Here is a 25987-nt window from a genome sequence, read left to right as displayed (position 1 = left end):
ATGCACACATCGATCAGGCCCTTCACCCTCGCGGTCACGCAGGCGGATCTCGACGACCTCCACGCACGCCTGTCACGCACCCGTTGGGCGCCCGCGCTTCCCGGTGTGGGGTGGGAGCGCGGCACCCCGGTGCGCTACCTGCAGGACCTGGCCGCGTACTGGCGCGACGAGTTCGACTGGCGCGCGCAAGAGAGGCGCCTCAACGAGCTGCCGCAGTTCACCACGACGATCGACGGCCAAGAGCTCCACTTCTTCCACGTGCGCTCGCCCGAGCCGGATGCGCTGCCGCTGCTCGTCAGCCACGGATGGCCCAGCACGCCGGTCGAGTTCCAGAGGATCGTCGGACCGCTCACGGACCCGCGTGCCCATGGCGGTGACCCGGCAGACGCCTTCCACCTGGTGATGCCGACGCTGCCCGGATTCGGGCTCTCCCCGCCGGTGACCACCACGGGCTGGGGGTTGCCGACGACGGTGGCCGCCTACGCCGAGCTGATGCGACGGCTCGGGTACACGAGGTACGGCACCCAGGGCGGCGACATCGGTGCAGGCGTGGCCGGCATGCTGGCCGGGGTCAGCCCGGACACCGTGATCGGCGTTCACATGAACGGGCCCACCGGCTACGGCGCCCTGCCCGAGGGTCTCGAGCTGAGCGAGCGCGACAGGGAGCGAGCCCGGCTCTCGGCCGAGTTCGAGGCGACCGGCTCCGGCTACCTGGCCCTGCAGTCCAACCAGCCGTCCACGATCGGTGTCGCTCTGCACGACTCCCCGGTCGCGCAGCTGGCCTGGATGGTGGAGAAGTACCAGGCCTGGACGGACCCCGGCAAGGCGCTGCCGGAGGACGCCGTCGACCGCGACCAGCTGCTGACCACCGTGACCGCGACCTGGTTCAGCGGCGGCGGCGCCGGCTCCGCGCACTTCGTCTACGAGAGCATGCACTCCGACATCCCGTGGACGGCGCCGGGCGACGACGACGCCTCGTCGGGCTGGCAGGACGCCCCGTCGGTCCCGGTCGGCGTCGCGGTGTTCGCCGCGGACACCTCGATCCGCGCTCTCGTCGACTCGGGCAACGTCGTGCGATGGACCGAGTACGACGCCGGCGGGCACTTCCCAGCGATGGAGGTCCCAGAGCTGCTGGTGGACGACGTGCGGGCCTTCTTCGCGATGCTGCGCTGAGACGGGCGGTGGCGGCGGCGGTGCCCGAGCACGGTGTGGTTCTGTAGGAGGCATGACCAAGCTGCGCATCGCCGTCGTCATCGGGAGCACCCGGCCGGGCCGCAAAGGGGAGGCGGTCGGCCGGTGGGTGCACGAGCTGGCCCAGGGGCGCGACGCCGCCGACTACGACCTCGTCGACGTCGCCGCCTTCGACCTGCCGCTGCTGAGCGAGCCGACCGTGCCCGGCTCGGCGAACCGGCGCTACGAGGTGCCCCAGACCCGTGCGTGGAGCGAGACGATCGACCGCTACGACGGCTTCGTCTGGGTGAGCCCGGAGTACAACCACGGGGTGCCGGCCGCCATGAAGAACGCCCTCGACGTGCTCTACCCGGAGTGGGGCTTCAAGGGGTTCGGCATCGTCTCCTACGGCGCCGACGGCGGCACCCGCGCCACCGAGCAGTGGCGCGGCATCCTCGCCAACGTCATGGGCACCGTGGTGCGGCACCAGGTCGCGCTGTACGAGTTCCTCGACTGGGACGACGACGGCGCCTTCGCCCCGCTGGACCGCCGCCCGCAGGAGCTGCGCAACCTGCTCGACCTGCTGGAGCGCACCACCGCGGCGCTCGCGCCGCTGCGGGCGTGACCGGACCGGCGTCCTGGCCCACCCGGACGCACGTCTGGGCGCACCCGGTCGATGCCGAGCACCTGCGGGCCGTCCGCGACGACGCCGCCCGCCTCGGCGGCGACCTCACCCACCTGGTGCTCGAGGTGGTCGCCTACGCGGCCGAGGAGGCCGAGGCGCTCGGCCGGGTGGGCCGGTGCGCCGTCGTCGTGCACGACGACGGCTCGGTCGCCGTCTCCGACGACGGCCGGGGCACCGAGACCCGCCGCGACGACGCCGGCCGCGTCGTCCGCAAGCCGGTCATGGCCACGCGCGACGTGCGGTTCTTCGGGACCGACGCCGTCCGGCTCGCCGACGGCCGGCCCCGGCAGGGGATGTCGGTGGTCGCGGCGCTGAGCACCTGGCTGCGCCACAGCAACCACCGCGCCGAGGGGTCCTGGACCCAGGAGTACCGGCACGGTCTCCCGGTGGACGAGCTGACCGAGGTGCCGCCCACGGGACGCACCGGGACCGCGGTGCGCTTCCTCCCCGACCCCGCGCTCGTGCCGGACCTCCGGTTCGACGAGGCGCTGCTGGCCGACCCGTGGCTCGAGGTGCGTGTGCGGCGGTCCGGGCCCGCCTGAGGGTCAGACCCACATCTGCCTCACGGCGCAACCTCGACGTGGGGCGGCTGGCCCGAGCGGTCATCGCGCTCCTGCCGTCCTGGGCACGCGCACGGACCCCCGTGGCGGAGCGCTCGCATGCCCGCGCGCAACCGGTCGATCGAGATCTCGTCAGACCCTGGCACGATCCGTCCGACCTGACATATGTTGACTTTGTTAGGTCGGCGATGTATCAATTCGATATATCCGCTCGACATCTCGTCGGGCATGCCCAACGACCTGGTGACGATGCGCGCACGATCGGACGTCCTCGAGCTGGCCATCCTGGGCCAGCTGCAAGACGCACCCCTGCACGGCTACGAGCTGCGCAAGCGGCTCAACGCCACGCTGGGGACCGTGCGCGCGCTGTCGTACGGATCGCTGTACCCCGCGCTGAAGTCGTTGACGGCGGCCGGGCTCATCGAGGCGGTCGACACCGCGGACCTGCCGCACGCCCTCGCGGGCAAGCGGACCCGGATCGTCTACCAGCTCACCGCCGAGGGGAAGGAGCGGCTCGCCCAGACGCTGGGCACCGCCGACCCCGACTCCTGGGAGGACGACAGCTTCGGCGTGCGGTTCTCGCTGTTCGCCGAGGTCGACCCGCAGGTGCGGCTGCGCATCCTCGAGGGGCGGCGGATGCGGATGCTCGAGCGCCGGGAGGCGATGCGCGAGCAGATGCAGCGCAACCGCGAGCGCCGCGACGCCTGGACGCTCGAGCTGCAGCGGCACGGCCTGGAGCAGATCGACCGCGAGGTCGGGTGGCTCGAGGACCTCATCACCCACGAGCGCAACACCTCGTCACACCCCACATCCACCCCGGGGGCGCAGGACCGCCGTCGGACACCGAAGGAGCACTGAATGGGATCGATCCGAGTCGCCATCGCGGGCGTCGGCAACTGCGCCGCGTCGCTCGTGCAGGGCGTCCACTTCTACGCAGACGCCGACCCGCGCAGCAAGGTGCCGGGCCTCATGCACGTCGAGTTCGGCCCGTACCACGTGCGCGACATCGAGTTCGTGGCGGCCTTCGACGTCGACGCCAAGAAGGTCGGGTTCGACCTGTCCGAGGCGATCACCGCCAGCGAGAACAACACGATCAAGATCACCGACGTGCCGCCGCTGGGCGTCCCGGTGCAGCGCGGCGTCACCCTCGACGGCCTCGGCAAGTACTACCGGGAGACCATCGAGGAGTCCGACGCCGAGCCGGTCGACGTCGCCCAGGCCCTGCGCGACGCCAAGGCCGACGTGCTGATCTGCTACCTGCCGGTCGGGTCGGAGGAGGCGGCGAAGTTCTACGCCCAGGCTGCGATCGACGCCGGCGTCGCGTTCGTCAACGCGCTGCCCGTCTTCATCGCCGGCACCCCCGAGTGGGCCGAGAAGTTCCGCGCCGCGGGCGTGCCGATCGTCGGCGACGACATCAAGTCGCAGGTCGGCGCGACGATCACGCACCGCGTGCTCGCCAAGCTGTTCGAGGACCGCGGCGTCGTGCTGGACCGCACCTACCAGCTCAACGTCGGCGGCAACATGGACTTCAAGAACATGCTCGAGCGCGACCGGCTCGAGTCGAAGAAGGTCTCCAAGACCCAGGCGGTCACCTCCAACCTCCACGACGGCCCGCTGGCCGGCAAGAAGGAGGACCGCAACGTCCACATCGGGCCGAGCGACTACGTCGCCTGGCTCGACGACCGCAAGTGGGCCTACGTGCGCCTCGAGGGCCGCGCGTTCGGCGAGGTGCCGCTCAACCTGGAGTACAAGCTCGAGGTGTGGGACTCCCCCAACTCGGCCGGCATCATCATCGACGCCCTGCGCGCCGCGAAGATCGCCAAGGACCGCGGCATCGGCGGCCCGATCCTGTCGGCGTCGAGCTACTTCATGAAGTCGCCGCCGGAGCAGTACGACGACGAGACCGCCCGCGCGAAGGTCGAGGCCTTCATCCGCGGCGAGGAGTGACAAGGAGTGACACGGGCCGCCCCAGGGCGGCCGACGCAGCGAGGCCCCGGACGGTACGCCGTCCGGGGCCTCGTTCGTATGCCAGGTGTTACTTCGATATTGACTTATATAAGCGTTGGGTGAAGGATGCGTGCATGGCCACGCAGATCCCCGAGCACACGGTCACCTACACCACCCGCGACGGGGAGGACGTCGCCGTCGTCGAGCTGCGTCGCAGCTACCCGGGCACCGCCGAGGACGTCTGGGGTGCGCTGACCGACCCCGAACGCCTGCCCCGCTGGTTCGCGCCGGTCTCCGGCGAGCTGCGGCTCGGCGGGCGCTACCAGGTCGAGGGCAACGCGGGAGGGACCGTCCTCGCGTGCGACCCGCCCCGCTCGTTCGCGCTCACCTGGGAGTTCGCAGGCGCCACCAGCTGGGTCGACGTCGAGGTCACGCCGGACGGCGACGACCGAACCTCGGTGCGGCTGCGCCACACCTGCGGCGTCGACAACGACCACTGGCGGCAGTTCGGCCCGGCCGCCGTCGGCATCGGGTGGGACCTCGCGACCCGCGGGCTCGACCTGCACCTGTCCACGGGCGCCTCGCTCGACCCCGGCACCGAGGAGACCTGGACGCTGGGGCCCGAGGGCACGGCGTGGGTCGGCGAGTGCGGCGAGGCCTGGTACCGCGCCGACGTCACGGCCGGCGCGTCGGACGGCGAGGCCCGCTCGCGCGTCGACGCCTGCGTCACGTTCTTCACCGTCCTCCCCGAGGAGGCGCCCGCCGGCGGCCAGGCGCAGGGCGGCCCCGCCTGATGCACGCGTTCGACGTCCTCGGCGACCCCGTCCGCCGTCGCATCCTCGAGCTGCTCGCCGGGGGCGAGATGTCGGCGGGCGAGGTCGCCGAGACGATCGGCGCCGAGTTCGGCATCAGCCAACCGGCGGTCAGCCAGCACCTGAAGGTGCTGCGCGAGAGCGGGTTCGCCGTCGCGCAACCGGTCGGGACCCGCCGCCTCTACCGCCTCGACCCGGCCGGGCTGTCGGAGGTCGACGCGTTCCTGGACACCCTGCGCGCCGCCTGGTCGCAGCGCCTCGACGCCCTCGGCACCGAGATCACCCGCGGCCGCAGGGCGCGCCGCGAGCGCGAGGGGGGATAGCCGCCGTGACGGCGCCTCGCCACCCCGCCGCCCCCGCCCCGGTTTCACCGCACTTTGCAACATGCCCTGGTTTCACCGCACTTTGCAACACACGTCGTTTTCACCGCACTTTGGAGCATGGGTCGGGTTTCACCCCGCCGTGCAACAGGTGCGGTCCTGCCGCTCTGCGCAGCAGCTCCCAGCCCTGTTCACCGTGCTGTGAGGCCAGGGCCGTGTTGCACACTGCGGTGAAACCGGGCCGTGTTGCACACTGCGGTGAAAGTGGTCAGGTGACGCGGGCGCGCTCGGTGGGGAACTCCAGGTGGCGGCCGGTGGCGACGATGTCGCGCAGCCGGTCCATGGCGATCCAGACCTCCTCGAACGAGGTGGTCAGCGGGGCCGGGCCGATGCGGAGCCGGTCGGGGGTGCGGAAGTCCGGGACGACGCCGGCCGCGATCCATGCCTGGCACGCCTGCCACGCCTGCGGGTGCTCGAGCGTGACGTGGGAGCCGCGGCGGGCGGGGTCGCGCGGGCTGGCCAGCCGGAACCCGAGCGGCTGCAGCCAGACGTCGGCGAGGTCGACGAGGTAGGAGGTCAGCGCGACGCCCTTGTCGCGCAGCGCGGGCAGCCCGGCGGCGGCGATCGTGCGCACGCCCTCGCGCACCGCGACGATGCCCGGCACGTTGGGGGTGCCGGCGAGGAACCGCTCGATCCCGGGCACCGGGTCGTACTCGGGCGCCATCTCGAACTGGTCGCGCTGCCCGAACCAGCCCTGGATCGGCGAGCGCAGCTCGGCCTGCAGGTCGGCGCGCACGTAGAGGAAGGCGGGCGCACCGGGCCCCGCGTTGAGGTACTTGTACGTGCACCCCACCGCGAGGTCGGCACCGGACTCGGCCAGCGGCGTCGGCGCCGACCCGGCCGAGTGGCACAGGTCCCACAGCACGAGCGCACCGGCGTCGTGGGCGAGATGCGTCAGCTCGACCATGTCGAGCAGCGCCCCGGACCGGTAGCCGACGTGCGACAGGCAGACCAGCGCGACGTCGTCGTCGAGCACGGCCGCGAGGTCGGTCGCGCGGACGCCGTCGTCGATGTCCGCCTCGACGCGGGTGACCTCCAGGCCGTGGTCCCGCGCGACGCCGTCGATCACGTAGAGGTCGGTCGGGAACGCATCGGCCTCGATGACGACGCGGCTGCGCCCCTGACGTGCCCGCACCGCCGCGACGGCGAGCTTGTAGAGGTTGACGGTGGTCGAGTCGCTGATCGCGACCTGGCCGGGCGCGACGCCGAGCACGGCCTCGCCGAGCAGGTCGGCGGTTGCGGTCGCGTCGGCGAGCCAGGCCGGCCAGGACCGGATCAGGTCGCGCGCCCACTGCCGCTCGACGAGGTCCTCGAGCGCACCCGGCGTCGACACCGGACGCCGCCCGAGGGAGTTCCCGTCCAGGTAGATGACGTCGTCGGCGTAGGTGACGAGATCGCGGCAGCCGGCGAGCGGGTCCGCCGCGTCGAGGGCGAGCGCGGCCTCACGGGAGTCGTCCATCCCCCGATCTTCCCGCGCCCGGCACCCTCCCGCGGACGCGCCGCCGCGTACGCCGAGTTCGTGCCGCCCTCCCGAGTTCGTGCCGTGCCCGTTCCGAACTCGGCACGAGCGCACGAACTCGGCGGGTGGGCGCGTGCAGGAGTGCCCAGGAGGCGCCGGATGCCCCCGCGAAAATGCGCCGACGCCGCCATCCACAGCCGCGTCGCCCGGCCCGACCGACGCATTGCCGCCGCTCGCGCACGGAGGCGACCGGGATCGACCGCTGCCCCCGCACCGGATACCCAGGACACAACAGTCATCCCGTGGTCATACTGGGACATGGAGATCGTCAAGCCGGTCGCAGAACCCGCCGCCGCGGCCACCCCGCCCGACGACGCACCTCGGCCCGGCCTCGTCTCCCGACTCGCCGCGTGGTGCACGACCGAGAGCGCCGCGCAGGACCGCGACCCGACGGTGTGGATGCACCGCGACGTGACCGCCTAGGGCACCCTCGCCAGGGGAGGCGGGGCCGCACGCCAGCGGCATCGGCTGACCCGTCCCCGTCTCGCTGCCAGCCGCCCCGCACGCTTCCCTAGCGCGCGGGCCACCGCTCGGCGTGGTGGTGCACGATCCGCCAGCCGTCGGCGTCGCGCCGCAGCACGTCGGTGACCCGGAAGGTCTCGTCGTCGCCGCCGGGGACGTGCGCCCGCAGCACGAACCGGGCGACCGCGGTGTCCTGCCACCGGTCCACGCGCAGCTGCTCCGGGCGCACCCACGCCGGCGCGGGACCGGACGCGCCGCGCGCGGCCCGCTCGTCGCGCAGCGCGTCCAGCTCGGGCAGCCCGAGCAGGCCGAGGGCGTCGCTCTCCCAGATCGTGATGTCGGGGTGCAGGTGGGCGTCGAACGCGGGGCGGTCGCCGAGCGCCCGGTAGAGCGAACGGATCGCGGCCGCCACCTCGTCGAGGTACGGGTCGCTCAGCACCGCGCCCGCACCGCCCGCGCCGGCGTCGTCGTCATGGGTGGTCATGCCCGCTCCTCGGGGTCGACGGCGTCCCGCAGCGCCTCGCGCAGAGGGCCCAGTCCCATCGGGCCGAGCGCGAGCGCCTCGGTGTGGAAGGTCCGCAGGTCGAACGCCGGGCCGGCGCGCCGCTCGGCGGTCTCGCGCGCCTGCCGCCACAGCCGGGCCCCGACCGCGAACGCCAGCGCCTGCCCCGGCCAGCCCAGGTAGCGGTCCACCTCGAACCGCGCCGTCTTCGGCTCGACGCCGGCGATCTCGTGCAGCACCGTCGCGCCCAGCTCGGGCGTCCAGCGCGTCGCATCGGCGCACGGCCCGGGCGCCCCGGCCGGGATCGGCAGGTCGAGGTGCAGACCGATGTCGACGACGATCCGGCACGCGCGCCAGAGCCGGGCCAGCACGAGCCCGAGCTGCTCCCCCGGCGTGGGCAGCAGCCCCACCTCCTCGGCCAGCTCCTCGGCGTAGTGCGCCCACCCCTCGGCGTAGCCGTGCACGTGGCACAGGTACCGCTGCCACGGGTGCAGGTGGGCGAGGTCGTGCGTGATCGCGTGCTGCAGGTGGTGCCCGGGCACGCCCTCGTGGTGCACGGTGCTCACCTCGCGCCACGTCGCGACGTCGGCGGTGCCGTCCGGCACCGTCCACCACACCCGGCCCGGTCGGGTCGAGGCCGCGTCGGCGGGCGTGTAGTACATGACGCCGGATGCCGCCGTCGTCAGCCTCGCCTCGACGGCGCGGGTGCGCTCGGGCATCGCGGCGATCCGGTCGTGCGCCACGCCGGCCGCGAGGTCGATGCGCTGCTGCAGCCACGCCACCAGCGGCCCGCCGACCGCCACCCGGCCCTCGGGGTCGGCGTCGAGGTGCGCCGCAGCCGCAGCCATGTCGGGCTCCCCGACGATCTGCGTCGCGAGCGCGCGGCCGCGCTCCTGCAGCCGGGCGATGAGGTCCCACCCGAAGACGTAGAGCTCGTCGAGGTCCACGTGCTCGCCGAGGAACGCCCCCGCGGTGACCGAGTAGACGTCCCGGCCCACGCCGTCGGCGGTGGGGGCGAGCGGCAGCAGCCGCGTGCGCAGCGTCGCCGAGAGGTCCGCGAACGCGGCGGTCGCGGCGGCGGCCTCGCGCGGTGCCGCGCCGTCGAGCACGCCGTCGAAGAACCGGCCCGCGAGCCAGCGGTCGACCTGGTCGGCGACCACGCGCACCTGTCGCGCCGCGACGACGTTGCCCTGCTCGGCCTCGGCCAGCAGCGTGCGCTGCAGCTCGGCCAGCGTGTCGGGCACAGCGGCCAGGTGCATGCGGATCCGGCGGCGCTCGGCCGCCGTCCCGCTCGGCAGGTCGTCGAAGACCTGCCGCACCAGGTGCACCGGGGTCGCCAGCGGCGCGAGCAGCCGGCGGGTGAAGCCCACCGCGTCGAGCTCGACCTCGGAGGTCAGCCGCTCGCGCATGACGGCGGCCAGCAGCCCCGGCTGGTCGCCGAGCGCGCGCAGCGCGGCCCGGTCGATCGAGTGCCGGCGCTCGAAGGCCTCGGGCGAGTAGTCGGGGAACCGCAGGTCGGGTGCGTCGCCGAGCGCCTCGGCAGCGTCGGGGTCGACGGCGGCGCGCGCCCGCAGGTAGATGTCGGCGACCTCGCGCGCGTCCATCTCGTGGCAGGCCCTCATCCGACCAGCTCCTGCCCGATGGCGTGCCGCACCACGGGCAGCACCCGCTCGCCGAGCAGCCGGATGCCGGCCGCGCCGGAGTCGACGCCGTGCGGCGTGCCGTACTCGACGCGGTCGGCGCCGGAGCCGAACAGCTCGATCGTCTGCTCGGCGACCTCCTCGGGCGTGCCCGCCAGGCAGAACCGCCGCAGCAGGTCGTCCGGGAGCAGCGCGCCCGCCTCGTCGATGCGGTCCTCGCGCAGGAGCGCGCCGAGCCGCGCCTGGAGCTCGGGGTCGACGGCGACCGTCTCGTCGAGCTGCCCGACGACGTCGACGTACATCGCGACCTCGCGGCGCGCCAGCCGGCGGGCCCGGTCGCCGTCGAGGTCGACGACGGTGACGGCGCCCGCCGCCACCCGCACCGCGTGCTCGCCCCGCCCGGCCGCGACCGAGGAGGCGTCGAGCCGCGAGCGCATCAGCCGCACCATGTCCGGGTTGGCGCTGCCGCCGAGCTTGACCTCCTGCGCGACCCGGCCGGCGAGCTCGGCGCCGCGCGGGCCCCACACCCCCAGCAGCACGTCGACCTCGCGCCGCAGCGGCTCGAAGTGCCATCGCATGCCGGGCGCGAGCGTGAACGCCCGCCCCTGGTAGCCGCTGGTGTCGCCCGCGAGCAGCCGCCGCACGATCGCGACCGTGTCCTCCAGGTGCGCCAGCGGGCGGCGCTGCTCGATCCCGAGCTGCTGCAGCCACGACCCGCGCGCGAGCCCGAGGTAGGCGCGGCCGCCAGAGGCCTCGTCGAGGGCGGCGACCTGGCCGGCGATCTCGACCGGGTGGCTCAGGTAGGGGTTGAGGCAGGCCGGGCCCAGCCGGATCCGGCTGGTCGCTCGCGCCGCCGCCAGCAGGGCGGGCACCGGCGGCTGGAACCCCAGGTCGCCGTAGACCGAGAGACCGTCGAACCCGAGGTCCTCGACGAGCCGGCCGAGCGCACCGTAGGACTCGGTGCTCCAGGTCGACTGCAGCGCGACCGTGACCTCGGGCCGTGCCGTGCGGGGGGTGCTCACGTGAGGTCCTCCATCGGCATCGAGGAGACCCCGGTGCGCTCGATGCGCATGATCAGCCGCTCGTGCGGGTCCGGGCAGGCGACCTCGTTCTCGTGGGCGAGCCAGTCGCCGTCGTCGAGCGCGCGCTGCATCGCGGGCAGCAGCGGCAGCACCGCCGCGAGCGCGTAGATGCACACGTGCTTGCCCTCCGGCAGCGTCAGCCGGCTCGAGCACGTGACGTCGAAGGAGTCGCCGACCTCCATGCCGCACACCGACCGCCCCTCGATGCGGTCGACGACGACCCGCAGGTCGTGCAGCCGGGTCTCGCGGGTCACGGTCGCGCCCCGGCCAGCAGGGTGCGGTCGTCGCGGACCACCCGGCCGCCCTGCACGACCGTGTGCAGCGTCCGCAGCGCCGCGACGTCGGCGAGCGGGTCGGCGTCGAGCACGAGCAGGTCGGCGAACGCGCCCGGCGCGAGCGCGCCGATCTCGTCGGCGGCGCCCAGCCAGCGGGCGGCGGCGGAGGTCGCGGAGACCAGGACGTCGCGGGGCGACATCCCGGCGTCGGCCATGAACTCCATCTCCCGGACCGTCGCGCTGGTCTCGTCGTAGTCGGCGTGCGGCGGCATGTCGGAGCCCATGAGGATCTCGACGCCGGCGGCGATCGCGTGCTGCAGGCTCTCCCAGTGCCGTGGGCCGGCGCCCAGCGCGCGCTCGATCATCCACTCGGGGATGCCGTTGGCGCGGAAGAAGTCCTCGCAGCGGCTCACGGTGATCGTCGGGACGTAGCTGACGCCCCGGGCGGCCATCGTCGCACTCAGCTCGGCGGTGAGCTCGTAGCCGTGCTCGACGCAGTCGAGCCCGAGCGCCACCGCCCGCTCGACGACGGGCGCCGGGCCGGCGTGCGCGGTGACCTTGCGGCCCCAGTCGTGCGCGGTCTCGATGACCGCGGTCATCTCCTCGTCGGTCAGCTGTGGGGTGTCGATCGCCTCGTGCTCGCCCGCGATGCCGCCGGAGATGCAGACCTTGATGAGGTCGGCGCCCGCGCGCAGCTGCTCGCGGGTGGCGCGGCGGAAGCCGTCCGCCCCGTCGGCCTCCTGCGCGTCCGCGCCGTGGCCGTGACCGCCGGTGCAGCACAGCGCGTGCCCGGCGGTCCAGATGCGCGGTCCGTCGACGAACCCGTTGCGGATCGCCTTGCGCAGCGCCATGTCGGCGAACCGGGACTCCCCGACCAGCCGTGCCGACGTCACACCCGCGTGCAGCGCGCCGCGACCGTTGCCCGCCATGTGCAGCACCAGCTCGGCGAGGTTCGCACCCTGGATCGCCGCCTCCATCGGGCCGGGCAGCGCGAGGCTGAGGTGGACGTGCATGTTGACGAGGCCGGGGACGACGACGGCGCCGCCCAGGTCGTGCACCGGCACCCGGTCGGCGCGCGCGTCGTCGAGCACGTGCTGGGCGTCGCCGACCGCGCGCACGCGCCCGTCGGGTGCGACCCAGACCGCCTGGTCGTCGGTGGTGGTGGCGGCGGTGCCGTCCCACAGCCGGCAGCCGGCGAGCACGTAGCCGGTCGTCGGGGCGGGGATGCTCATGCGGACTCCTTCGTGCGGCGGGCCGCGCCGAGCCGCGGGACGGCGTCGATCAGCTCGCGTGTGTAGGGGTGCCGGCGCTCGCGCCAGACCTGCTCGGTGGGGCCCTGCTCGACGAGCCGGCCCTGGTACATGACGCCGACCCGGTCGGCGATGTGGCGCACGAGCGCCAGGTCGTGGGAGATGAAGAGCATGCCGACGCCGAGGTCGCGCACGAGCGAGCCGAGCAGCGCGACCACCTGCGCCTGCGCGGAGGCGTCGAGCGCGGTGACCGGCTCGTCGGCGACCAGCACCTCGGGCCGGGGCGCGATCGCACGCGCGATCGCGATCCGCTGCCGCTGGCCGCCCGAGAACTGGTGCGGGTAGCGCGCCGCCGCCTCGGCGGGCAGCCCGACCCGCTCGAGCAGCGCGGCCACCTCGGCGGCCGGGTCGGCGACGTCGGCGGGCAGGCCGTCGCGCAGCTGGGAGCCGACGGTGCGGCGCGGGTTGAGGGAGGCGTACGGGCTCTGGAACACCATCTGGGAGCGGGTGTCGGTGCGGGTGCGCCAGCCGACCGGCTGCACCGGCACGCCGTCGAGCGTGATCGACCCGGCGTGCAGCCGCTCCAGCCCGACGACGGCGCGGGCGAGCGAGGACTTCCCGCTGCCGGACTCCCCGACGAGCCCGACGATCTCGCCGCGGTCGAGCGCGAGCGAGACGCCGTCGACGGCGTGCACCTCGCCACGCCCGCGGGAGCGGTAGACGACGTGGGCGTCCTGCACCTGCAGCGCGGCGCTCATGCCGGGCCCTCCCACTCGTCCCAGTCGTCGGCCTGCGGCCGGGCCGCCACGAGCGTCCGCGTGTACTCGTGCTCGGGGTGGAACAGCAGCTGCTCGGTGGCGCCGCTCTCGACGACGCGGCCCTCGCGGAAGACGTAGGCGCGCGTGGTCAGCGCCGCCAGCACCGCGAGGTCGTGGGTGATGAACAGCACCGACAGCCCGGTCTCGGCCCGCAGCTCCTCCAGCAGCCGCAGGATGCCGGCCTGCACGGTGACGTCGAGCGCCGTCGTCGGCTCGTCGGCGACCAGCAGCCGCGGCTGGCATGCGAGCGCGGCGGCGATCGCGACGCGCTGCCGCATGCCGCCGGAGAACTGGTGCGGGTAGCTGCGCAGCGCGTGCTCGGGGTCGGGGATGCGCACCCGGTCGAGCAGCTCGACGGCGCGGTCCCTCGCCTGCCGGCGCGACATCCGCAGGTGCACGCGCATGTGCTCGGTGACCTGGGTGCCGACCGTGAGCATCGGGTGCAGCGAGGCCGTGGCGTCCTGGAACACCATCGCGACCTGGGTGCCGCGGACCCGGTTCCACGCACGCTGGTCGAGCGTGAGCAGGTCGATCTCGTCGCCGCCGCCGCGCCACCACGCGTGGCCACCGGTGCTCGAGCGGTCGGGCAGCAGCCCGAGCAGCGCGGACGCCGTCATCGACTTGCCGGACCCCGACTCGCCCGCGACGCCGACGATCTCGCCCTCGGGCACCTCGAGCGAGATGTCCTCGACGACCCGCTGGCCGCCGTGCAGCGTGACCGAGAGCCGATCGAGGCTGAGCAGCGCACTCATCGCAGCCCCCTCGCGTAGCGCGGGTCGAGCCGGTCGCGCAGCGCGTCGCCGACGATGTTGAACGCCAGCACGACGGTGAGGATCGCCAGCCCGGGGAACACGCTCACCCACCAGATCGACAGGTCGCGCGAGCCGGCCGCGATCATCGCGCCCCACTCCGGCGCGGGCGGGCGGGGACCGAGCCCGAGGAAGGACAGCGCGGCGAGCATGAGCACGGCGTTGCCCAGCTCCAGCGTCGCGAGCACGACCGCCGGCCCGACGCTGTTCGGCACGACGTCGCGGCGCAGCGCCTGCCAGGGCCCGACGCCGAGCAGCCGGGAGGACGCGAGGAAGTCGGAGCTGCGGATGCTGAGCACCGCGCTGCGGATGACGCGGGCGTAGATCGGCCACGACACGACGACGAGCGCGAGGACGGCGTTGCGGGTGCTGGGCCCGAACACCGCCGCGACCGCCATCGCGAGGATGATCTGCGGGAACGCGAACACCAGGTCGGTGAGCCGCATGAGGATCTCGTCGGCCGCGCGGCCGAGGTAGCCGGCCAGCAGCCCGACCAGGCCGCCGATCGCGAGCGAGCAGCCGACGATGACGACCGCGAGCGGCAGCGAGAGCCGCGCGCCGTGCACGACGCGGGCGAACACGTCGCGCCCGAGCTCGTCGGTGCCGAACCAGTGCGCGGCCGACGGCGGCCGGTACAGGTCGGGCGACTGCGCGATCGGGTCGGCGGTGAGCACCGGTGCGAGCAGCGCGAGCACGACCCAGACCGCGAGGATGCCGACGGCGACGACGACCGCGGGCTGCCGCCAGATCGAGTGGACGCGCGCGAGCCGCAGCCGCTGCGGCCAGCGGCGGCGCGCGAGCAGCCGGTCGGCGGCCGGGTCGGCCACCGGAGAGCCGGGCGTCGCGGGCTCGGCGGGCGTGACGTCGTCGGGCACGGTCTCGCGGGCGGTGTCGCTCATGACAGCCGGATCCGGGGGTCGATGAGCCCGTAGGCGAGGTCGACGAGCAGGTTGACGGCGGTGTAGACGATCGCGACGAACAGGGAGACGCCGAGCACCGCGGGCAGGTCGAGCGCGCTCGCCGAGCGGAAGGCGTACTGGCCGACGCCGGGCCAGCTGAAGATCTGCTCGACGAGCACGGTGCCGGACAGCAGCCCGGCGAAGGCGAGGCCCGAGACGGTGATGACCGGGACGAGCCCGGCGCGCAGCACGTGCGCCGTCAGCACCCGCGAGGTGGGCAGGCCCTTGGCGCGGGCGGCGCGCACGTAGTCGGCGTCGAGCACCTCGAGCATCGCCGAGCGCACGAACCGCACGAGCATCGCGACCGTGAGCACGGTGAGCACGAGCACCGGCAGCGCGGTGTGCTGCACCGCGTCCCAGACCACGTCCCAGCGTCCCTCGAGGGCGGCGTCGACGACGACCGAGCCGGTCACCTTCTCGGGCGGCACGATCCACGTGGACAGCCGCCCGCCGGACGGCGACAGCCCGAGCAGGTAGAAGAAGACGTAGAGGACCACGAGCGCGAGCCAGAACGGCGGCGTCGAGAGCCCCACGAGGGTGCCGGCGCGCACCGCGTGGTCGCCGAACCGGTCGTGCCGGACGGCGGCGTAGAGGCCGATCGCGAGCCCGAGCACCAGCGACAGCAGCATCGCCGGCAGCGCGATCTCCAGCGTGGCCGGCACGTAGGTGAGCAGGTCGTCGAGCACGGGCCGGCCGGTCTGCTGCGAGACCCCGAGGTCGCCCTGCAGCAGGTTGCGCATGTAGACGAGGTACTGCACGTGCAGCGGCTCGTCGAGGCCCCAGCGGGCGCGGTAGGCCGCGACCACCTCGGGGTCCTGGAGCGCCTGCTCGGACAGGGTCGCCGTCATCGTGTCGCCCGGGACCGCCTGGATGAGCAGGAACGAGACGAGCGTGACGCCGACCAGCAGCACGACCGTCACGACCGCCCGCCGGAGGAGGAACCCGAGCAGCACCGACCCGAGCAGGGCACGCGCCCGCCGCCCCCGCCGCCCCGGACCGCGGTCCGTGGGCGAGGGGGCGGCGAGCGTGCTCGTGCCGGTCACTGCGACGTCACTGCGGCGCGACCGCCCGCAGGTCGACGAGCCAGCCGGCCGGGGAGTAGACGGCGCCCGCGACGTCGGGCGTCGCGACGACGGTGCCGGAGTTGAACGCGAGCGCGATGTAGGGGCTCTGCTCGTTGAGCAGCCGCTGCCACTCCTGCATCGCCGCCGCCTGCTCGTCCGCGTCGGTGGCGGCCATGACCGCCTCGCCCGCCGCGATCATCTCCGGGGTGGCGCGCTCCTCGCTCCAGTCGACGCGCATCGCCGAGGGCTGGCCCGGGGCGAAGTTGTTCACGAGCGACGACGCCACCGGGTAGTTGAGCGACTGCGGGCTGAACCGGAACGGCACCCGGCCCTCGGTCTGCGCCTCGAGGAACGACGCGATCGGCTGCGGGTCGAGCTCGATCGTGATGCCGGCCTGCGCGGCGTCGTTCTGGATCTTGGTCGCGATCGTGCCGAGGTCGACGCCCTGGTAGGTGATCGCCGGGTACATGAGGCTGACGGTCGGGTCCTCGATGCCGGAGGCGGCCAGGTAGTCGGCCGCGGCGTCGAGGTCCTGCGTCTGCGCCTCCTCCGCGGGCAGCGCACCGGCGAACGCGGTCGGCACCATGCCGCCGGCCGGCAGCGCCTCGGAGCCGAACAGCGCCGCGATGCCCTCGTAGTCCATCGAGGCGCGCACCGCACGCACGAAGTCGAGGTTCGAGGTGACCTCGGAGATCTCCGGGTCCTGGTGGAAGGAGACGAAGTAGAACGTGTCCTGGTTGCCCGTGACCTGCAGCGTCTCCGGCAGCCCCTCAAGGAGCCGGCCGGACAGGTCGAGCGCGAGCTGCGCGGCCTCGGCCCGCTGCATCGTCAGCTTCTGGGTCTCGGTCTCGGTGTTGGTGACGACGATGCGCTGGTAGCCCGGCTGCCCGCCCCAGTAGTCCTGGTTCGCGGTCAGCACGATCTCCGACGCCGGGTCGAAGGACTCCAGCACGTACGGCCCGGATCCGAGCGAGGTGCCGTCGAGGAACGCCGTGGCGCCGTCGGCAGCGGCCGCGTCCTCGGCGTCGGTCGCGCCCTCGGCCTGGGCGGCCTCGGCGTCGATGATGCCGGTCGACGGCATCGCGAGGATGGTCGGGACGCTCGGGTTCGGCGCCTCGGTGGTGACGACGACGACGCCCTCGGACGGCGTGCTCGCCGCGAAGCCCTCGACGATCACCGACGGGCTGCCCTTGAGGTTGACCAGCCGGTTGAGGCTGAAGACCACGTCCTCGGCGGTCACCGGGCTGCCGTCGGCGAAGGTGGCGTCGTCGCGCAGCTGGAAGGTGAACTCGGTGGCGTCGTCGTTCGACTCCCACGACTCGGCGAGGAGGCCGACCGGGGTCGTGACGTCGTCGCCCTCGAAGGTGGTGAGCGTGTCGTACATCGCGTGCACGACGAGGTTGCCGGTCGCCTCGTACACCTGCGCGGGGTCGAGGTGGTTGACGACGAAGGACGTGCTGACCGTGAGCGTGCCGCCCTGGCCGCCGGTCTCGTCACCGCCGCCGGTGGCGCCGCCACCGCCTCCCCCGCCGCCGCCGGCCGTGCAGCCCGCGATCGTCAGCGCCGCCGCGACGGCGAGCGCTCCAGCGACGCGCACGCGCCGCGATGCCGAACCCCTCATGGGGTCTCCTTCCACGAGCCTCGAAGGCGAGGGTGGGACCGTTGGATGGCAGCAATGTATAGCCTTGCTGAACAAGTTGACGAACACCAAACACGAGGGGGTGCGCCGTGCTGGGGGACCGACTGCGCGACCTGCGTGCCGCGCGGGGGCTGACGCTGCGCCAGCTCGCTGACGAGACCGGCCTCTCCGCCGGGCTGCTGTCGCAGCTGGAGAACGGGCGGACCGACCCGAGCATCGAGACGCTGCGGCGGCTGGCGAAGGTGTTCGACTCCGACCTCGCCGACCTCTTCCGAGAGCCGGACGCGCCCGAGGTGCACCTGTCGCGCCCCGGCGAGCGGCTGCTCATGCAGGCGCCGGCGGGTCTGCTCACCTACGAGCGGCTGACCTCGGGGCGCGGCAACTTCGAGATGTTGCGCGGCGTGCTGCGACCCGGTGACGCGAGCGCCGCCGAGGCCCGCGGCCACGCCTCCTCCGAGTGCGTCTACGTCGTCGAGGGCGCGATCGTCGCGGAGATCGGGGGCGTCGACCACGCCGTCGCCGCGGGCGAGGCGGTCACGTTCGACTCCCGGCTGCCGCACCTGTTCCGCAACGACGGCGACGTCGACGCCGTCATCCTCCTCGCAGTCACGCCCCCGATGCCCTGACGACGCCGCGACCCGCGCGGTGCGGATGCAGGAGGAGCCGCGTCCCCGCGCTCCCGTAGCCTGCTTCCGATGTCCGTCCTGTCCGACCTGCGCACCGTCGCGGTCCACCGCGACTTCCGCAAGCTCTTCGCCGTGCGGCTGGTGTCGCAGTGCGGCGACGGCATGTTCCAGGCCGGGCTGGCCACGCTGTTCTTCTTCAGCCCCGAGAACATGGCGACGGCGGGTGCGGTCGCGGGCGCGTTCGCGGTGCTGCTGCTGCCGTTCACGGTCGTGGCGCCGTTCGCGGGGCCGCTGCTGGACCGCTGGCGGCGCCGCCAGGTGCTGCTGCTCGGCAACGCGGTGCGGGTGCTGCTGACGCTGGCGATCGCCGCGATCATGGTGACCCAGGGCGTGACCGTGGCGATCTACGTGCTCGCGCTGGTCACGCTGGGCGTCAACCGGTTCCTGCTGGCCGCGCTCTCGGCGGGCCTGCCGCGGGTGGTGCCGCGCGAGCAGCTGCTCATCGCGAACGCGCTGACGCCGACGCTGGGCGCGGTGAGCGCCGTCGCGGGTGCGGGCCTGGGGTTCCTCGTCGGCCTGGTGTCGCCGGCGGGTGTGATGAAGGACGGGCTGACGCTGACCCTGGCCGCGGCGCTGTTCGGGTGCGCGTCGGCGCTCGCGCTGCGGCTCACGAAGGACCGGCTCGGGCCGGAGAGCGCCGCCACCGGCCGTGGCCGCAGCTGGGCCGAGGTCGGGCGCGACCTGCGCGCCTCCGCCGCGGACATGGTCGACGGCGCCCGTTACCTCCTCGCGCGGCGCACCCCCGGCCTAGGCCTGGGCGTGATGGCGATCCACCGGTTCCTCTACGGCGTCAACTTCATCGCGCTCATCCTCATCTCGCGCAACCTGCTCAACGACCCGGCGAACGCCGGTGCGGGTCTCGCGACGTTCGGCCTGCTGGCCGGGATCTCGTTCGCGGGCAACGGCGCCGGCATCCTGCTGACGCCGTTCGCGCACGAGCGGCTGCGGCCGTCGCAGTGGATCATCGTGTGCCTGGTGGTGGGCGCCGCGAGCCAGGCGCTGCTCGCGGTCACGCCGGCGTGGGCCGTGATCGCGGTGTCGGCGTTCCTGCTGGGGCTGAGCGTGCAGGGCGCCAAGATCGCCGTCGACACGATCGTGCAGCGCGACACCCACGACGCCTACCGCGGCCGCGCGTTCTCGCTCTACGACATGCTCTACAACGCCGCGTTCGCCGGTGCCGCCGCCCTCGCCGCCGCCGTGCTGCCGAACGAGGGCTGGTCCGCGCTGGTGTTCCTCGCGCTGGCTGCGGTGTACCTGCTGGTGGCCCTCGGCTACCGCACCGCGGCCCGCCGGGTCGCCGACACCCCCCGCGACGTGTCGGTGCCCGACGCGACGCCCGACACCGCCTGACCGCCTCGTCGCGCGGTCGCGCGCGATGCCGGCGCCGCGAGAACTCGCTGGACCCCGGGCCCACAATGGCTGCCATGGCAGAGGTGCTGGTGCTGCACGGGTCGCCCGGGTGCGGCAAGAGCACGCTCACACGTGCCCTCGCCGAGGCGCTGCGGGCGGCCGACGTGCCGCACGGCGTCGTCGACATGGACGAGCGGAGCCTCGTGCACCCCCACCCCGGTCCGTCATTCGCGCGCGAGAACCTGCGCGCCGTCTGGCCGAACTACCTCGCCGCGGCACCCGACAGCAGGCTGATCGTCCCGATGGTCGTCAACGACGTCGAGGAGGTCGACCTCGTCCGCGCCGCCGTGCCCGGCGCGCGCGTGACGATCTGCGAGACGACGGCGCCCGTCGAGGTCCTCAAGGAGCGGCTCACCGCGCGGGAGCCCACACCCGAGTGGGCCGCGGCGCTGCACGCCTGGGTCGACGCCTACCACTCGCGCGACGACCACGAGCGCATCCGCGGCATCCAGGTCGCCACCCACCCCCCTCGCTCGCCGAGTCCGTCGAGGAGGTCCTCGCACTGACCGGCTGGCTGGGCTGAGCCGACCGGGACCGCAGCCCTCTGCCCTCAGGTCTGGCGGGCGGCCCACCAGGCGAGGAGCTCCTCGCGAGCGCGGTCCTCGCCGAGCGGGCCGTGCTCCATCCGGAGGGCGAGCAGGTGCTTGTAGGCCGCGCCGACGTCGCGCCCGGGCGGGATGCCCAGGATCTCCATGATCTGGGTGCCGTCGAGGTCCGGGCGGATCGCCTTGAGCTCCTCCTGCTCGGCGAGCTCGGCGATGCGGCGCTCCAGGTCGTCGTAGGCGTGCGACAGCCGCGCGGCCTTGCGCTGGTTGCGGGTGGTGCAGTCCGCGCGGGTGAGGCGGTGCAGTCGCTCGAGCTGGTCACCGGCGTCGGTGACGTAGCGCCGCACCGCGGAGTCGGTCCAGGCCGCCTCGCCGTAGCCGTGGAACCGCAGGTGCAGGAACACCAGCTTGGAGACCGCCTCGATCGTCGCCTTGTCGAAGCGGAGCTCGCGCAACCGCTTGCGCGCCATCTTCGCGCCGACCACCTCGTGGTGGTGGAAGCTGACGCCGCCGCCCGGCTCCAGCCGCCGCGTCGCGGGCTTGCCGATGTCGTGCAGCAGCGCCGCGAGCCGCAGCACGAGGTCCGGGCCGGGCACCGGCCCGTCGGGGCCGGTCTCGAGCGCGATCGCCTGGTCGAGCACGGTGAGGGTGTGCTCGTAGACGTCCTTGTGGCGGTGGTGCTCGTCGATCGTCAGCTGCAGCCCGGGCAGCTCGGGCAGCACGACGTCGGCCAGCCCGGTCCAGGTCATCAGCTCCAGCCCGGCGCGGGGTCGGGGCGCGAGCAGCAGCCGCACGAGCTCGCCCTGCACCCGCTCGGCCGAGACGATCTCGAGCCGCTGAGCCATCACCGACATCGCGGCGAGCGTGCGCTCCTCGACCTCGAACCCGAGCTGGGCGGTGAACCGCGCGGCCCGCATCATCCGCAGCGGGTCGTCGGCGAACGACTGCTCGGGATCCACCGGCGTGCGCAGCACCTTCGCGGCGAGGTCGGCCAGCCCCCCGAACGGGTCGACGAACGTCAGGTCCGGCAGCCGCACGGCCATCGCGTTGACGGTGAAGTCGCGGCGCGACAGGTCGCCGTCGAGAGAGTCGCCGTAGGCGACCTCGGGCTTGCGGGACGTCGGGTCGTAGGTGTCGGAGCGGTAGGTCGTCACCTCCGCGACGACGTCGCCCTTGCGGGCACCGATCGTCCCGAACTCCCGGCCCATGTCCCACGTCGCCTGCCCCCAGGCGGCGAGGATCCGCTCGGTCTCCTCGGGTCGGGCCGACGTCGCGAAGTCGAGGTCGACGCCGGCCTTGCCCAGGAACGCGTCGCGCACCGGGCCGCCGACCAGCGCCAGCTCGTGCCCGGCGTCGGCGAACCGCTGCCCCAGCGCGATCGCCTCGGGGGCGTACTGCGAGAGCACGCCGAGCGCGCGCCTCAGCAGGGCGGGGTCGGGGTTTCCAAGGACGGCGGGCACAGCCTCATAGGGTGCCATGGACGGCCCGACCGGACGGCGCGGCTGCCTGCGGTGTGCGCAAGGTCATGAGCGACCGCCGGCGCGGACCGGTTGCGCTGCCGCCCGCTGCGGGCGCGGCACTCCCGGACCGGACGGTGAAAACCGAATACGGTTCTGTGACGCGTCGACCCCGACCCGGTCGACGGACGGGAGGCCGCCATGTCCATCGCGCTGCCCGAGGGCTTCGTGCTCGGCGCGAGCACGTCCGCGCAGCAGATCGAGGGCGCGGTGCGCGCCGACGGCCGCGGCCCGAGCATCTGGGACACCTTCGCCGCGCAGCCCGGCCGCATCGCCGACGGCAGCACCGCCGACGTCGCGTGCGACCACTACCACCGCGTCGAGGAGGACGTCGCACTCATGGCCGACCTCGGCCTGGGCGGCTACCGGTTCTCGATCGCGTGGCCGCGCGTGGTGCCCGACGGCGGCACGTCGCCCGACGCCGTCAACGCCGCCGGTCTGGACTTCTACGACCGGCTGGTCGACCGGCTGCTGGCCGCCGAGATCGCACCGATGGCGACGCTCTACCACTGGGACCTCCCGCAGCCGCTGCAGGACCGTGGCGGCTGGCTCGCCCGCGAGACCGTGGACGCGTTCGCCGCCTACACCGAGGCGGTCACGGCGCGGCTCGCCGACCGCGTCGCCTACTGGTGCCCGGTCAACGAGCCGAACGTGCACGCGCTGTCCGGGCACGCGCTCGGCGTCCACGCGCCCGGCGAGCGGCTGCTGTTCGGGGCGCTCGCCGTCGTGCACCACCTCCTGCTCGGTCACGGCCGCGCCGTCGAGGTGCTGCGCGGCGCCGGGGCCGCCGCGGTCGGCACCGCCAACAACCACGCGCCGGTGTGGCCCGTCGCCGAGACCGAGGAGGATCTCGCGGCCGCCGCGCTCTACGACGCGATCCACAACGGCTCGGTCGCCGCGCCGGTGCTCGCGGGCCGCTACCCCGACCTCGTCGCCGAGCTCGTCCCGGTGCAGCCGGGCGACCTGGAGACGATCGCGGCGCCTCTCGACTTCTACGGCGTCAACTACTACAACCCCACGCGCGTGGGCCGGCCCGGGCACGTCTCCGCCAGCGGCCGCGCCGAGGGCTTCGACGACGACGCCGCGTCGCAGGTGCCCCTCTCGATCCACGACGTCGAGGGCTACCCGCGCACCGACATGGGCTGGCCGGTGGTGCCGGACGGGCTGCGCGAGGTGCTCGTCGGCCTTGCGCGCACCTACGACCTGCCGCCGGTCCACGTCACCGAGAACGGCTGCGCCCACGCCGCGCTCGACGACACCTTCCGTGTCGACTACCTCCAGAGCCACCTCCGCGCCGTCGTCGACGCGGTCGCCGAGGGCGTGGACGTGCGGGGCTACTGGACCTGGTCGCTGCTCGACAACTGGGAGTGGGCCGAGGGGTTCGGCCCGCGGTTCGGGCTCGTGCACGTCGACGAGCGCACCCAGCGACGCACGCCCCGGACCTCCTACACCTGGTACCGCGAGCTCGCCCGGTCGCTGCGCTGAGCCCGCGCCCGGGCCGCCGCGAGGGCCCCGGCCGGGGGACGGCCGACCGCGTGCGTCGCGGCGGCGTGCTGCGCGGAACCTCCTAAGGTGTCAGCATGTCCGCCGTCCCGACACCGCCCTCGAGGCCGGTGCCGACGCCGCCACCGCGCAGGCTGCACCCGCAGCCGCTGCCCGTGGTGGACGAGACCTCGGCGGGCGGTCTCGTCGTCGACGTCGTCGACGGCCGGGCGATCACGGCGGTGATCGCGCGACGCAACCGCGCGGGCCGGCTCGAGTGGTGCCTGCCCAAGGGCCACCTCGAGGGCGACGAGACCGCCGAGGAGGCCGCGGTCCGCGAGATCGCCGAGGAGACCGGGATCCACGGGGTGGTGCTGCGCCACCTCGCCACGATCGACTACTGGTTCGCGGGCACCGACCGACGTGTGCACAAGGTGGTGCACCACTACCTGCTGCGCGCCACCGGCGGCGAGCTCACCATCGAGAACGACCCCGACCAGGAGGCCGAGGACGTCGCGTGGGTGCCGCTCGACGAGGTCGCGAGCCGACTGGCGTACCCGAACGAGCGGCGCGTCGTCGCCACGGCGCGCGACGTCCTCATCGGGAGGACCTGAGTGCGCACGCGAACGGGGGGCACCGCGACCGCGCGACCCCTCGCGGTCCGGCACGGCCGCGCCCGCCGACGGGCGCGGGCGCTGCTCGCGACCCTCGTCGCGCTGGTCGGCGTGATCGGCCTGGCGGGCGTCGACCCGCCTGCGCACGCCGACGACGGCGACCTCGTCGTCGAGATCGCCACCGTCGCCCCCGCGGTGCTGCGCACGGGTGACGAGCTGACGATCAGCGGTCGCATCGAGAACACGAGCGACGACGAGATCCCCGCGCCCGCGGTGCGGCTGGTCATGCAGCGGCACGTGCCGGCGTCGACCGACGCGCTCGCGCAGTGGCTCGACGGCACCTCGACCCTCAACGTCACCACGCTGTCGCTGACCACCCTGGAGGACCCGGTGGCCGCGGGCGCCTCGGTGCCGTTCACGGTCACGATCCCCACCGACGGCACGTTCGACCAGTTCTCCGCCTGGGGGCCGCGCGGCGTCGCGATCCAGGTCAGCAGCGGCGGCCTCGCCGACGAGGCGCGCACCGCGCTGCTGTGGTACCCGACCGACCCGCCCCTGGAGGAGCCCACCGGTCTCACGGTGCTGCTCCCGCTCACCCCGACCGCCGGTGAGTGGGCGGACGCCGTCGCCCAGCAGGTCCCGGTCGGCGAGGTGGCGGCGCCGCGGCTGCTCGAGGTGCTCGACGCCGTTGGGCCGCAGGTGACCCTTGCCGTCGACCCCGCACTGCTGGAGACCGCCGCTCCCGGCCGCGCGCCCGACCTCGCGACGTCCGCCGACGAGCCGCCCTCGACCGACGTGACCGGTACCGAGGCCGCGACCGACCCCACCGGCGAGACCGCGGACTCGGACGACGGCGAGGAGGCGCCGCCGGCACCCACCCGGGCGGCGCTGGTCGACGCGATCGTGGCTGCCGCGGGCCGCACGGGCGTCGTCGCTCTCGGCTACGCCGACGCCGACGTCACCGCGCTCACCGCGACGAGCGGCGACGATCTCTGGCGCGACGGCGTCGAGCACGGCGCCGACCTGCTCCAGGACGCCGGCCTCACGGTGACCGACGTCGTCTGGCCGCCCGGGCGCGTCACGACCGACGCGCTCGGCACGCTGGTCGGCGAGGGCGCCGACGCCGTCGTGCTCGACGCCGCCGACGTCACCTCGGCCGTCACCACCGGTGCGCGGGCGAGCGTCTCGACCGCCCGTGGCCCGCTCGACGTGCTGCTCGCCGACGCCCAGCTCGGCACGATGCTGGTGGCGACCGCCGGCACCGGCGACACCGACCGCCAGGAGGCGCTCGCACTGTCCGCGGTGCTCGCGCGCGCGATCCCGCAGGGCTCCGGCGGCCTGCTCGCAGCGCTGCCGCGCGACATCGGGACCGGTGACCTCGCCGGGCTCGCCGACCGCGTCGCCGCCCTCCTCGACGCACCGTGGCTGCAGCCGACCGACGTCGCCGGCCTCCTGGCGCGCACGACGCCGTCCGGCCTGAGCCTCGAGGTCCCCGACGCCGTCGAGAACCCGACCGCGATCTCCCCGGCCGAGGTGACCGGGCTGCTCGAGGACCGCGAGGTCGTCGCCGCCTACGCCGACGCCGCTGGCTACCGGGTCACCGACGTCTACACGCCGCTGCTGCTCACCCCGCTCTCCGCGGCCCTCACCCCAGGGCTGCGCGGGGAGCTGCTCGCGACGACCGGCACCGCCGTGGCGGCCCTGGGCGACGGCATCCGCGTCGAGGCGGGCAGCGACGTCCTCCTCATCAACGACGCCGGCAACGTCCCGGTGACGATCACCAACGACCTGCCGGTCGAGGCGACCGTGCTCGTCGAGCTCGCGCCCGCCGGCACCGTGCTGCAGGTGCGGGAGGTGCCCGAGGTGGTGCTCGCGCCGCAGGGGTCGACGACGGTGCGCATCCCGGTCACCGCCGTCGCCAACGGCAACGTCACCGTCGACGTGCGCGTGCTGCCAGGCGCCGGCGGCCCCGACCTGGCACCGCCCGCGAGCTTCGTCATCAACGTGCGCGCCGAGTGGGAGAACATCGGCACCGGCGTGGTCGCCGGGCTGCTCGTCGTGGCCTTCGTCATCGGTCTGATCCGCACGATTCGTCGCGGCGGGCGCAGGGCTGCCGCAGAATGAGGGCGACGAACGACCTGAGCACACATCAGGGACGTG

General features: G+C 74.0%; 26 protein-coding genes. 14 read left to right on the top strand and 12 right to left on the bottom strand.

The annotated features are described in order from the left end of the window. The 7 genes from GPA02_RS05450 to GPA02_RS05420 all read left to right on the top strand — a co-directional run bounded on the left by GPA02_RS05450 (position 1) and on the right by GPA02_RS05420 (position 5497). A complete protein-coding gene (locus GPA02_RS05450) occupies positions 1-1173 on the top strand; it encodes an epoxide hydrolase family protein (protein ID WP_156198881.1) in 1173 nt (390 codons plus the stop codon). 52 nt (positions 1174-1225) lie between these two features. Next, the gene (locus GPA02_RS05445; protein ID WP_240133898.1) at positions 1226-1795 is read left to right on the top strand and encodes an NADPH-dependent FMN reductase; all 570 of its coding nucleotides are present in this window, start codon (positions 1226-1228) and stop codon (positions 1793-1795) included. Next, positions 1792-2397 carry an ATP-binding protein gene (locus tag GPA02_RS05440; protein ID WP_156198880.1) on the top strand — a complete coding sequence of 202 codons (606 nt, stop codon included), beginning with the start codon at positions 1792-1794 and terminating at the stop codon, positions 2395-2397. Before GPA02_RS05445 ends, GPA02_RS05440 begins: the two co-directional genes overlap by 4 nt. Before the next feature lie 267 nt (positions 2398-2664). Next, on the top strand, positions 2665-3273 hold the full coding sequence (locus GPA02_RS05435; protein WP_156198949.1) for a PadR family transcriptional regulator: 609 nt from the start codon (positions 2665-2667) through the stop codon (positions 3271-3273). After that, on the top strand, positions 3274-4362 hold the full coding sequence (locus GPA02_RS05430) for an inositol-3-phosphate synthase (protein ID WP_156198879.1): 1089 nt from the start codon (positions 3274-3276) through the stop codon (positions 4360-4362). A gap of 134 nt (positions 4363-4496) precedes the next feature. After that, the gene (locus GPA02_RS05425) at positions 4497-5156 is read left to right on the top strand and encodes an SRPBCC family protein (RefSeq protein ID WP_156198878.1); all 660 of its coding nucleotides are present in this window, start codon (positions 4497-4499) and stop codon (positions 5154-5156) included. Further along, positions 5156-5497, top strand: coding sequence for an ArsR/SmtB family transcription factor (locus GPA02_RS05420; RefSeq protein ID WP_156198877.1), 342 nt, complete (start codon positions 5156-5158; stop codon positions 5495-5497). Before GPA02_RS05425 ends, GPA02_RS05420 begins: the two co-directional genes overlap by 1 nt. Before the next feature lie 265 nt (positions 5498-5762). Here GPA02_RS05420 and kynU read toward each other — a convergent pair whose 3' ends face one another. Beyond that, positions 5763-7013, bottom strand: a complete 1251-nt coding sequence (kynU, locus tag GPA02_RS05415; protein ID WP_156198876.1) for a kynureninase — start codon at positions 7011-7013, stop codon at positions 5763-5765. A 318-nt stretch (positions 7014-7331) separates the two neighbouring features. Between kynU and GPA02_RS05410 the strand changes: the two genes are divergently transcribed. Then, positions 7332-7496, top strand: a complete 165-nt coding sequence (locus tag GPA02_RS05410) for a hypothetical protein (RefSeq protein ID WP_156198875.1) — start codon at positions 7332-7334, stop codon at positions 7494-7496. An 88-nt stretch (positions 7497-7584) separates the two neighbouring features. Here GPA02_RS05410 and GPA02_RS05405 read toward each other — a convergent pair whose 3' ends face one another. From GPA02_RS05405 to GPA02_RS05360, 10 genes are read right to left on the bottom strand one after another with little or no spacing between them, the layout of a single operon-like run. Beyond that, positions 7585-8019, bottom strand: coding sequence for a YybH family protein (locus GPA02_RS05405; RefSeq protein ID WP_156198874.1), 435 nt, complete (start codon positions 8017-8019; stop codon positions 7585-7587). After that, positions 8016-9659 carry a DUF885 domain-containing protein gene (locus GPA02_RS05400; protein ID WP_156198873.1) on the bottom strand — a complete coding sequence of 548 codons (1644 nt, stop codon included), beginning with the start codon at positions 9657-9659 and terminating at the stop codon, positions 8016-8018. The genes GPA02_RS05405 and GPA02_RS05400 overlap by 4 nt, the downstream gene beginning before the upstream one ends. Beyond that, the gene (locus tag GPA02_RS05395; protein WP_156198872.1) at positions 9656-10699 is read right to left on the bottom strand and encodes an LLM class flavin-dependent oxidoreductase; all 1044 of its coding nucleotides are present in this window, start codon (positions 10697-10699) and stop codon (positions 9656-9658) included. The genes GPA02_RS05400 and GPA02_RS05395 overlap by 4 nt, the downstream gene beginning before the upstream one ends. After that, positions 10696-11013: a TIGR04076 family protein gene (locus tag GPA02_RS05390; RefSeq protein ID WP_156198871.1), complete on the bottom strand. Its 318-nt coding sequence runs from the start codon at positions 11011-11013 to the stop codon at positions 10696-10698. The genes GPA02_RS05395 and GPA02_RS05390 overlap by 4 nt, the downstream gene beginning before the upstream one ends. Next, positions 11010-12266 (bottom strand): amidohydrolase family protein, encoded by a 1257-nt coding sequence (locus GPA02_RS05385; protein WP_156198870.1) that lies wholly within the window; start codon positions 12264-12266, stop codon positions 11010-11012. Before GPA02_RS05385 ends, GPA02_RS05390 begins: the two co-directional genes overlap by 4 nt. Further along, positions 12263-13042: an ABC transporter ATP-binding protein gene (locus GPA02_RS05380; protein ID WP_156198869.1), complete on the bottom strand. Its 780-nt coding sequence runs from the start codon at positions 13040-13042 to the stop codon at positions 12263-12265. Before GPA02_RS05380 ends, GPA02_RS05385 begins: the two co-directional genes overlap by 4 nt. Beyond that, the gene (locus GPA02_RS05375; RefSeq protein ID WP_156198868.1) at positions 13039-13854 is read right to left on the bottom strand and encodes an ABC transporter ATP-binding protein; all 816 of its coding nucleotides are present in this window, start codon (positions 13852-13854) and stop codon (positions 13039-13041) included. Before GPA02_RS05375 ends, GPA02_RS05380 begins: the two co-directional genes overlap by 4 nt. After that, entirely contained in the window at positions 13851-14810 is a 960-nt protein-coding gene (locus GPA02_RS05370) for an ABC transporter permease (RefSeq protein ID WP_156198867.1), read from the bottom strand. Before GPA02_RS05370 ends, GPA02_RS05375 begins: the two co-directional genes overlap by 4 nt. Further along, positions 14807-15913, bottom strand: a complete 1107-nt coding sequence (locus tag GPA02_RS05365) for an ABC transporter permease (protein WP_240133897.1) — start codon at positions 15911-15913, stop codon at positions 14807-14809. The genes GPA02_RS05370 and GPA02_RS05365 overlap by 4 nt, the downstream gene beginning before the upstream one ends. Positions 15914-15920: 7 nt before the next feature. Continuing rightward, positions 15921-17555 carry an ABC transporter substrate-binding protein gene (locus GPA02_RS05360; RefSeq protein WP_156198866.1) on the bottom strand — a complete coding sequence of 545 codons (1635 nt, stop codon included), beginning with the start codon at positions 17553-17555 and terminating at the stop codon, positions 15921-15923. Positions 17556-17662: 107 nt separating this feature from the next. On the opposite strand from GPA02_RS05360, the gene GPA02_RS05355 reads away from it, so the two are divergent. The 3 genes from GPA02_RS05355 (at position 17663) to GPA02_RS05345 (ending at position 20175) form a co-directional block, all read left to right on the top strand. Further along, a complete protein-coding gene (locus GPA02_RS05355; protein ID WP_156198865.1) occupies positions 17663-18199 on the top strand; it encodes a helix-turn-helix domain-containing protein in 537 nt (178 codons plus the stop codon). A 69-nt stretch (positions 18200-18268) separates the two neighbouring features. Then, positions 18269-19609 (top strand): MFS transporter, encoded by a 1341-nt coding sequence (locus tag GPA02_RS05350; protein ID WP_156198864.1) that lies wholly within the window; start codon positions 18269-18271, stop codon positions 19607-19609. 74 nt (positions 19610-19683) lie between these two features. Then, positions 19684-20175: an AAA family ATPase gene (locus tag GPA02_RS05345; protein WP_156198863.1), complete on the top strand. Its 492-nt coding sequence runs from the start codon at positions 19684-19686 to the stop codon at positions 20173-20175. A gap of 44 nt (positions 20176-20219) precedes the next feature. Here GPA02_RS05345 and GPA02_RS05340 read toward each other — a convergent pair whose 3' ends face one another. Beyond that, on the bottom strand, positions 20220-21692 hold the full coding sequence (locus GPA02_RS05340) for a CCA tRNA nucleotidyltransferase (protein ID WP_156198862.1): 1473 nt from the start codon (positions 21690-21692) through the stop codon (positions 20220-20222). Between the two features lie 180 nt (positions 21693-21872). On the opposite strand from GPA02_RS05340, the gene GPA02_RS05335 reads away from it, so the two are divergent. From GPA02_RS05335 to GPA02_RS05325, 3 genes are all read left to right on the top strand, one after another. Then, positions 21873-23216, top strand: coding sequence for a GH1 family beta-glucosidase (locus tag GPA02_RS05335; RefSeq protein WP_156198861.1), 1344 nt, complete (start codon positions 21873-21875; stop codon positions 23214-23216). Positions 23217-23311: 95 nt separating this feature from the next. Further along, a complete protein-coding gene (locus tag GPA02_RS05330; RefSeq protein ID WP_156198860.1) occupies positions 23312-23827 on the top strand; it encodes an NUDIX hydrolase in 516 nt (171 codons plus the stop codon). Beyond that, positions 23828-25951 (top strand): DUF6049 family protein, encoded by a 2124-nt coding sequence (locus tag GPA02_RS05325; RefSeq protein WP_156198859.1) that lies wholly within the window; start codon positions 23828-23830, stop codon positions 25949-25951. It begins immediately after the preceding gene. Positions 25952-25987: the final 36 nt, after the last annotated feature.

This window comes from Actinotalea caeni (genome assembly GCF_009733795.1).
Classification (GTDB): domain Bacteria; phylum Actinomycetota; class Actinomycetes; order Actinomycetales; family Beutenbergiaceae; genus Pseudactinotalea; species Pseudactinotalea caeni.
Note: the sequence above shows the minus strand (reverse complement) of the source record. Positions and strands in the feature narration are given on the sequence as shown.

Coding starts and splice junctions, on each gene's coding strand:
- GPA02_RS05450 (WP_156198881.1), top strand. CDS start 1: ATGCACACATCGATCAGGCCCTTCACCCTCGCGGTCACGCAGGCGGAT.
- GPA02_RS05445 (WP_240133898.1), top strand. CDS start 1,226: ATGACCAAGCTGCGCATCGCCGTCGTCATCGGGAGCACCCGGCCGGGC.
- GPA02_RS05435 (WP_156198949.1), top strand. CDS start 2,665: ATGCGCGCACGATCGGACGTCCTCGAGCTGGCCATCCTGGGCCAGCTG.
- GPA02_RS05430 (WP_156198879.1), top strand. CDS start 3,274: ATGGGATCGATCCGAGTCGCCATCGCGGGCGTCGGCAACTGCGCCGCG.
- GPA02_RS05425 (WP_156198878.1), top strand. CDS start 4,497: ATGGCCACGCAGATCCCCGAGCACACGGTCACCTACACCACCCGCGAC.
- GPA02_RS05420 (WP_156198877.1), top strand. CDS start 5,156: ATGCACGCGTTCGACGTCCTCGGCGACCCCGTCCGCCGTCGCATCCTC.
- kynU (WP_156198876.1), bottom strand. CDS start 7,013: ATGGACGACTCCCGTGAGGCCGCGCTCGCCCTCGACGCGGCGGACCCG.
- GPA02_RS05410 (WP_156198875.1), top strand. CDS start 7,332: ATGGAGATCGTCAAGCCGGTCGCAGAACCCGCCGCCGCGGCCACCCCG.
- GPA02_RS05405 (WP_156198874.1), bottom strand. CDS start 8,019: ATGACCACCCATGACGACGACGCCGGCGCGGGCGGTGCGGGCGCGGTG.
- GPA02_RS05400 (WP_156198873.1), bottom strand. CDS start 9,659: ATGAGGGCCTGCCACGAGATGGACGCGCGCGAGGTCGCCGACATCTAC.
- GPA02_RS05385 (WP_156198870.1), bottom strand. CDS start 12,266: ATGAGCATCCCCGCCCCGACGACCGGCTACGTGCTCGCCGGCTGCCGG.
- GPA02_RS05380 (WP_156198869.1), bottom strand. CDS start 13,042: ATGAGCGCCGCGCTGCAGGTGCAGGACGCCCACGTCGTCTACCGCTCC.
- GPA02_RS05375 (WP_156198868.1), bottom strand. CDS start 13,854: ATGAGTGCGCTGCTCAGCCTCGATCGGCTCTCGGTCACGCTGCACGGC.
- GPA02_RS05370 (WP_156198867.1), bottom strand. CDS start 14,810: ATGAGCGACACCGCCCGCGAGACCGTGCCCGACGACGTCACGCCCGCC.
- GPA02_RS05360 (WP_156198866.1), bottom strand. CDS start 17,555: ATGAGGGGTTCGGCATCGCGGCGCGTGCGCGTCGCTGGAGCGCTCGCC.
- GPA02_RS05350 (WP_156198864.1), top strand. CDS start 18,269: ATGTCCGTCCTGTCCGACCTGCGCACCGTCGCGGTCCACCGCGACTTC.
- GPA02_RS05345 (WP_156198863.1), top strand. CDS start 19,684: ATGGCAGAGGTGCTGGTGCTGCACGGGTCGCCCGGGTGCGGCAAGAGC.
- GPA02_RS05340 (WP_156198862.1), bottom strand. CDS start 21,692: ATGGCACCCTATGAGGCTGTGCCCGCCGTCCTTGGAAACCCCGACCCC.
- GPA02_RS05335 (WP_156198861.1), top strand. CDS start 21,873: ATGTCCATCGCGCTGCCCGAGGGCTTCGTGCTCGGCGCGAGCACGTCC.
- GPA02_RS05330 (WP_156198860.1), top strand. CDS start 23,312: ATGTCCGCCGTCCCGACACCGCCCTCGAGGCCGGTGCCGACGCCGCCA.